This is a genomic window from Paenibacillus sp. E194, from assembly GCF_000935845.1.
GTDB lineage: Bacteria > Bacillota > Bacilli > Paenibacillales > Paenibacillaceae > Paenibacillus_B > Paenibacillus_B alvei_B.
This window is the reverse complement of the sequence record NZ_JMDX01000247.1, coordinates 1-7,906: the sequence shown is the minus strand read 5'-3', so window position 1 is coordinate 7,906 and position 7,906 is coordinate 1. Positions and strand designations below refer to the sequence as shown.

The 7,906-nt window shown below is 43.3% G+C and carries 7 protein-coding genes; 1 reads left to right on the top strand and 6 read right to left on the bottom strand.

The features are described 5' to 3' along the window. Window positions 1–525: copper amine oxidase N-terminal domain-containing protein (locus AZ66_RS24030; protein ID WP_044357173.1), on the bottom strand; the 525-nt coding region annotated here is incomplete at its 3' end. Between the two features lie 273 nt (window positions 526–798). Between AZ66_RS24030 and AZ66_RS33045 the strand changes: the two genes are divergently transcribed. Then, window positions 799–903, top strand: coding sequence for a DUF6254 family protein (locus AZ66_RS33045; RefSeq protein ID WP_005543954.1), 105 nt, complete (start codon window positions 799–801; stop codon window positions 901–903). Between the two features lie 215 nt (window positions 904–1,118). Here the strand turns inward: AZ66_RS33045 and AZ66_RS24025 are convergent, their stop codons facing one another. From AZ66_RS24025 to tyrP, 5 genes are all read right to left on the bottom strand, one after another. Next, window positions 1,119–1,433, bottom strand: a complete 315-nt coding sequence (locus tag AZ66_RS24025) for a YerC/YecD family TrpR-related protein (protein WP_021259435.1) — start codon at window positions 1,431–1,433, stop codon at window positions 1,119–1,121. Between the two features lie 435 nt (window positions 1,434–1,868). Beyond that, complete coding sequence (gene nhaC, locus AZ66_RS24020) at window positions 1,869–3,254, bottom strand: Na+/H+ antiporter NhaC (protein WP_021259436.1); 1,386 nt, start codon at window positions 3,252–3,254, stop codon at window positions 1,869–1,871. 84 nt (window positions 3,255–3,338) lie between these two features. Further along, the gene (gene pdxK / locus AZ66_RS24015) at window positions 3,339–4,166 is read right to left on the bottom strand and encodes a pyridoxine/pyridoxal/pyridoxamine kinase (RefSeq protein ID WP_021259437.1); all 828 of its coding nucleotides are present in this window, start codon (window positions 4,164–4,166) and stop codon (window positions 3,339–3,341) included. Window positions 4,167–4,243: 77 nt separating this feature from the next. Next, a complete protein-coding gene (gene tdc, locus AZ66_RS24010; protein ID WP_044357171.1) occupies window positions 4,244–6,115 on the bottom strand; it encodes a tyrosine decarboxylase in 1,872 nt (623 codons plus the stop codon). Between the two features lie 73 nt (window positions 6,116–6,188). Beyond that, window positions 6,189–7,598, bottom strand: coding sequence for a tyrosine-tyramine antiporter (gene tyrP / locus AZ66_RS24005; protein WP_044357170.1), 1,410 nt, complete (start codon window positions 7,596–7,598; stop codon window positions 6,189–6,191). Window positions 7,599–7,906: the final 308 nt, after the last annotated feature.

Genomic DNA, 7,906 nt, shown 5'->3' with positions numbered 1-7,906 from the left:
CATGCCAATTGGATACACTTGACCCGCTTTCTTAAGTGCCGGAGTCAGAGAAGACTGAATCTGCTCCGCCGCTTCTGGACGGTCAGCAGCTGCTGCGAATTGCATGACAAATTGAGATGCACGCGTCTTCCAGTCCGACATCTCTGCTTCCACTTTCCCATTTACCCACTTCGCTTGAATTTGCAAGGCTTCACACAGATCGTTCCAAGGTACAACCAAAGTCCCTTGCTCCACTCTAGGTGCCGCAGTCAGCTTCAACGGTTGGCCGCTAATCGTCGATTCAACAGACTCGCTGCGTATGATCCATACGCGATCTCCATAAGTAACCGTTGCTTCTTTCGTACTCTGCTCCCACTTTACATAAGCTCCAATTGCGTTCGCCGCTTGCCGCAATTGTACCATGCCAGCAGCTTCCTTCTTTTCTGATGCCGCTTCCTGCTTCGTCTCCTCCGCAAATGCAGTTGGGACTGCGCTCCCGAGCAGCAAGCATGCTGCCATCATCCATTTCCAAGCTGATTTATTCAATTGGAATCCCCCCGGCCAAGAATTAGAACCCATTAGACATTTAGATAAATGTCTAAATAAAAGATATCACAACACCCAATTCCATGTCAAAAGAATCCATTACTCCTCTCCCCCTAACATTGGCGGGGATAGTCGCTTTGAATCCAGCTCATATTAACAACACATTCGGTTCACGATTGGACCGAGTGCAGCACGGCTAGACAGATGCTTGCATCTATCCAGCCGCAAACTTTCTATGCCTTATTGGCTCATTTCAAGAGGAGGCTATCATCCATGTCCATTCCAAAACATCGCCGGGAAAACGCCGATAAAATCCGCAAGCAAACACCGCATGCGCATGGCAAGGTGAAGTCATTCAAGGAGCTTGTTGAGGAGTAACATGCATGATAAGGGGCGACTTGAGCATTTCGCTTACCTCGTAATGACATAGCGAAGCCAAGTCCCCCCTTCCTTCTCCCTAATGGTATTGAACTTGCATCATATCACAATGAAAATAATTGATTGTAGGCTGATTCTTTCTAGGTGCATAAGCTTGCATAGGAGGTATTCAATGTACGCAGATACATAGTACGTAAAGTCTGAAGATTGGAAACTTACTTCTCTGGATTGTTCTCCGATTGTTCTCTCATACGTGCGAACACGAATTCATAGCTGTGGTTGCCATGATTCAAGGAACGCTTAACGCGGGAAATGGTAGCTGTGCTTGCATTCGCCTCAGCTTCAATCTCACTGTATGTGTTATGGTTGTGCAGCATCTTCGCAACCTGAAAACGCTGAACCATCGTCTTAATTTCATTTACTGTGCACAAATCATCAAAGAAAGCATAGCACTCTTCAATCGTCTCCAAAGATAAAATCCCTTGGAAAAATTCATCTAACGCTTTCCCCTGCAGCTCTTCTATTAACATATGTTTACCTCCTTGAGTACTGACTGGCTGATTTCCAATCTCATCATGTTGAAGGTGGGATTAGAAGGTCATTCATATGACATATCCAGTTATGTGATTTTTTTCTCCAAGTATCTGAAATAGGTATAACATATAATAGCATTATTTTTCATTAGTAATTAATACCACATATTTCATAAGAAGAGCAGCGCCCTACTACAAGTGCGTGTTCAAAAAGGCCGGTTTTCAGCACCGAGAAGATTGGATGAAGCTAGGGCCTGAGGAGCGGAGTGTACGTTTTGGGTACATGAGCACCGGAAGGACCGGCTGAATTCAAGATTCGATACCGAGTCCACTTCATGATTTACTTCGTGATCAAAAGCGGACTTTTTGAACAACCTCTACAAGAAAAAAAGCTGGCTATGCACCAACTTTTCTTCTTGTTGCTTGCGACGATTATGCTGCTTTGGAAGCTTTGGAAGTTTTCGTAGATTTTCTCAGGAAACCATACAAAATGTTGAGAAGCGGTGCCACAATACAGAAAATAGCGAACGGCAAATATTCAAGGGTCGATACGCCGAGCGTTCCAGTAATAAATACCCCACTGACGCCCCAAGGAATGAGCGCATTAAAGGCCGCTCCACCATTGGCGAGTATTCTTGTCATTTCCTTGCGCTCGACATCAATCGCATCATACTGAGACTTGAACGCTTCACCTGGTAAAATAATGGACAAGTATTGTTCCCCGAGGAGAAGGTTAATCCCCATCGAGCTGAGCGCTGTCATCAGAATGAGCTTTCCTTTTGTGCTGACGAATGAGGAGATGCGAGAAATAATCGTTTTGATGATGTTCATTTCCACTAATAATCCACCTAGCGACAATGCAAGCAGAATAAGTGAAACAGACCACATCATGCTTTGAATACCGCCGCGAGACAATAGCTTGTCCACGCTCTCTACGCCTGTGTGTGCTACATAACCATCCTGCATCAGCTTAGACAGGCTTGCCAAACTTGTGTCTGGATGATAAATAAACAGAACTCCGATGGTAAAGACAATGCTGAGCAGCAAAGTTGGAATAGCCGGAATTTTACGCCATGCACATAGGAAGAGCACTAATACCGGTATTAGTGTCCAAGCAGATACGGTAAACGACGAATTTAAAGTTTGAACAAGTTCATTGATTTGTTCGCCTGTCGTTAGCACCTTCGCATGTCCTACAAATCCAAAGAACAAAAGTGAAATAAGGAAGGCGGGAATGACAATCCGCAGCATATAACGGATATGTTCAAACAAGTCAACCTCACCAATGGCCGAGGACAGGTTGGTTGTATCCGATAAAGGCGAGACGTTGTTACCTAAGAATGCACCTGAAATGATTGCCCCGGTCGTAATAGCGGGATGGTATCCCATAATCTGTCCCATTCCGAAGAAGGCAATACCTACAGTTGAAATCGTAGTGAATGAGCTCCCTACTGTTATGCCGACAACTGCACAAATGACAAAAACAGAAGGTAAAAAATATTTAGCGGACAAGATGCCAAAGCCATAAACCATGATCGTCGGAATTGTTCCTGCTGCAATCCACACGCTGATTAAGGCTCCAATTAGCATAAAGATGAGAATAGGGATTAATCCGGGTGTAATGCCGTTCGATATTCCTTTGTGAACGCGATCCCAAGATATGCCCTTTATTTTAGCGAAGACGATAATAATTCCCAAGGAGAATAGTATCGGAATTTGTGGATCCATGCTTAAGCCGATAATACAAGCTCCTATAATGGCTAATAAGACAACTAAAAGAAATAGGCTTTCTTTTAGTGTAACCTCTTCTTTCTTCATATAAGCCGAACTCCTTCATGACCATCTAGTTGCAATGCTGCGCTCGCAAATGGGGTCTATAGATTGGACATATCCTATGCTGTCTTAGCGATTCATGCGTTGTTCAGCCTTATTGTACGCACCATGCCATACAGGTCCTACAAATTGATTAAGCGCGAATCCGCCACTAATGCCTGCTGTGACGAATTGCTTCGCTGTAGCCACCGCATCCTTGACCGACATTCCCTTCGCAAGACCCGCAGCGATAGCCGCCGCAAATGTACACCCTGCACCATGATTATGATTCGTATCCAGCTTCTCAGCTTCGAACATCGTGAATGTTCGACCATCGAACAGGAGATCAATGGCTTTCTGATCTTCCAATGTCTTGCCACCCTTAATGACAACGTTCTGTGCTCCAAGCTCATGAATCTTGGCTGCAGCTTCCTTCATATCCTCTAACGTGCTGACTTTGCGAATTCCCGCAAGCTGCCCCGCTTCGAACAAATTCGGTGTCACAACTGTTGCTCTAGGAAGCAGAAGTTCTCGAATGGCTTCGCCGTTTTCCGGTTGAACAACTTCATCCTCGCCTTTGCACACCATAACAGGGTCGATGACGACATTCGTGATGTCGTGCTGATCAATAACTTCTCTAAGCAGCTCGATGACTGGAATGGAGCCGAGCATGCCTGTCTTCATCGCATCTAGTTTGCCCCCAGATAGTACAGTTTTAATCTGATTGCGAACAAGTTCAGGATCAATCGGATATACGGCATGATGCCAGTTGTTATCCGGATCCATGGTTACGATGGAAGTAATGGACGAGAAGCCAAATGTTCCATATTCTTCAAAAGTCTTCAGATCAGCTTGCAATCCTGCGCCGCCGCTTGAATCTGAGCCAGCAACCGTTAATACCTTCTTGATGTTTGTCATATCCGGCACCCCTTGGATAAAGAGGAATGCGCAACAACCGAAGATTGTTACGCATCCCATTTTTATAAATGTGTATCTTACATTTCGTACATGTAGATTTTTTCAAGCTTGTCTTGCATTGCTTTCTCAATCTTAAGCGCATATTCTTCGAATACGTCTTTGTCATGAGCATATGGAGACAATGCACAAGCACGAAGGATTGTAACCTTACCTGCACGATCCCATTCTTCTCTGCTAAATCCAAGACTGTTGACGAATTCCAATGGGCTGTTGCCATAGTCAGGAATTGCGAAGTCTGTATGAGATGTAATGAATTCGTTGCTGTACAATCCGCCCTTCACATAGGAAGCATAGTCGAAGAAGTCATGGTTCAATTTGTTCATTTTCTCCAAGTCTGTGTTGCCTTCTTCGTTAAATACATAGTCAACCATGTTGAAGTCTGGTTTAGTCAATGGATGAAGTTTAATCACTTTGCCATTAACGTTGAATGTTCTTTCCTTCAAGAAGTTGTAGAAGCGGTAAGCACCTTCGATGCTTGCACCCATCAATTTACCAAAGCCTGTAACGTTGAGTGGCAACACTTTGTGTGCTGTCCATACAGCCGCTGCTGTTGCACCTGCTTTGGAACCTTCAAGGATGTACGCACCAAGCAATGCTGGGATATCTGCACCCTTCTCGAATACATATGTTGCGAAGTAAGAGATCGCGTCGCGCATTCTGATATCTTGAATAACGATTGCACCTGCAGAGTAAGGGATATAGCCCATTTTGTGCGGGTCAATTGTAATGGATTCAACTTTGCTCATTGCTTTGAAGGCTTCATAAACGTCTTCTGTAAGCCATTCGTCCTTCAAGCTCATATCAGTAAAGATGTTGTGTTTTTTGAATACTTCATTAATTTTGTTGTATTCGATAAATTGATCATTCTCATCCAAGAAGATGGAACGTGCATATCCGCCGTAAGCTGCATCGACATGGATATAGAAGTAGATGCCTTCCTTCGCCAATTTTTCACGAAGTGCAACCATTTTATGAATATGGTCGATTTGACCTTCTTCTGTACTGCCGACTACGCCGACAACCCCAAGGATTGGCGTATTTTCTGCTGCCAATTCACGAATGCGTGTTTCCAGCTTTTCAATATCCATGTGATAGCTGCTGTCTACATCGATTGCTTCAACAGCATCCAAGCCGATACCAATAATGTCGGCTGCTTTCAACCAGGAATAGTGTTTTGTTTGTGGAATCAGCCATTTACCAAGCTTGTCCAAATAACGTCCGCTGCGTGCAGATTTTGCTTTGATGTCGTCCAATTGATCTTGAACTTTGTCCATGATGTCCATAATTTCTTGCGTAGACATGTTGAGCAATTCCCACTCGGATTTGCCTTCTACATGCTCAGGCGTAACTTCTTTAATCGCAAGCGGCAAGGACTTGATGTTACGTGCATACCAGAGACCTTCTAAGTTCGCGATGGAACCGTCAGCACAAATGTGGCCCCAGCTATGTCCTTCACGATAGCTCATCATTTTGCACAATTCATGTCCAACTTCTTCTTCCATTTGGGATGTACCCGGAGAAGATTCATAGGCTACGTTGTTACCGTTCCACAACATTGCTGCTGTATAAGCGATAATTGCTGGCATCAATGTTTCGGAGTTCATATGACCCCAGAAGCGACCTGCTGTATGCCATGGCAAGGATTCGGAACGAAGCTTCGAAGACAATTGGTCGAATACGCTGCGCATATGGTTTGCAGTATCTTGGTAGCTTTGAGTGCTCTTATCGAAAGGAGAGATAACTGGCAAGTCTTGCGGTTGATAGTTTTGTCTCCAGCCAACATGCTCGTCAACAATTTTATTCAATACCTCTTTGAAGAGATTAACGTTCTCGCCTTTGGAACCAAGGAATAATGCTTTCAAGTTAACTTCCGGAATTTGATAGTTCATGTTCTATTCCTCCCGTGATGTATGAATTAATTAAGATGAAGATGATGAATGATAAGTTGCTTATTTCGTGAATTTATTCACTTTTTTTCCAGCTTGGCTTTTTGAAACGATATATGATAAGAGCAATGCCCACCATAACAATTGTTGCGCCTACTTGATAAATGATGTAACCCGTTGTTTGGCTTGGTTCAAGAATAGATGGCGGAATCAAGCTCACAACTAACGTAATGGCTACACTCAGCAGGGCCAATAATGATACGAACCACATCAATCCATTACCTTTGCTGCCAAGTCTGAATGGTCTTTCGACTTGCGGCATTTTGTAACGAAGACGAATTGCTGAAATTGCGATAAAAGCATATACGAGACAATAGAGAATTGTCGTTGTAATTGTGATAATCAAGAACGCACTGTTTACGTCAGGTACTACGATATAAAGAACGGAAACTAACGAGATAACAATCGCTTGAATCAATACGAACGAAATTGGAATACCTTTTCCATTTCTCTTTTGGAAGAATGGTGGCAAGTTACCATCTTCAGCGACCTTGATCATCGATTTACTTGGTCCAAGTACCCATGCACTAAGCTGAACGAGTACACCGATCAAGATCATTGCCGAAATAATATTAACGAAAATCGATGGAATGCCTAAGTCTTCACAGAAGATCAGGTAAGGCTGCGTAATATTCGCAAGCTCCATTTTCCCCATTGGAACACCGTTTGCTACAGTAAGACCTGCAATCAGGTTGAAAATAACAAGCAGGATAACGGAAGCGATAACTGCAATCGGATAGTTGCGTTTCGGATTTTCAATGTTATTCGCATGTACAGAGGAGATCTCTACACCAGCGAAGATAAAGATGATACCGGACAAGAATGCCAAGCTTCCCAAATCGCTTAGATTCGGCAGCAAGTTGCTTGCTTTGAAGTCAGCCAAGTAACCTTGTGGGTTAATGCCATTTTTGAACATATACATAAGACCCAGGATTACAAGAATAACGAATGGGATATACACCCCGATAATTGCGCCCCAGTTACCTGCAATTTTGACCATATCGAACTTCAAGTTCAATAATGTAACGCCCCAATATGAAATCAGGATAACTGCGAATATGAAGTAATTGTTTGATGATAAATCGGGAACATTAATGACGTATCCGAATAATACACCTACTGTGGATGCGACCATTACCATCCCGAAGAACATTTGTACCCATAAGAGCCATGAGGTAACGAAACCCCATTTCTCGCCTAAAGCGTTTTTAACCCAAACTTGCGGCCCGCCCTCTTCAGGGAACCCTGTTGACAGCTCGGCTGACATCAACGCGATTGGCAAGGCGAACAATACGGCTGCAACCAACATATAAAAGATTTGAGTCCAGCCTGTGGCGGCAAGTGTCGGTACACTACGAACAGTACCGAAGAACGCCATCGTAATCCCAATTAACCCGAATAGCGTCAACTTTTTTGAATTGGCCATTGATCTATCCTTCTTTCTCTCAGTTGTCTAACCTTTTCAATCTTCCTAAAATTATTCAAATCAATGAATAAGGTATGAATTGAAACTATAGGAATGCAATTGAAACGCTTCGAGCTCACCCCTTGATCATATGAAATTATTTATATATTTTTTTAGTTAATCGATTAACTTGCACCGTCAGTATACGCCTCTTATTTTGTTCTGTCAATTCGATTCAATACCTTGTCACATAAGGTTTTTTCGACATTTTCCAGAATCTTGTTACGATTTACTTTAAAGCTTTTTCCAGCAATTCGATGAAGGTCTTT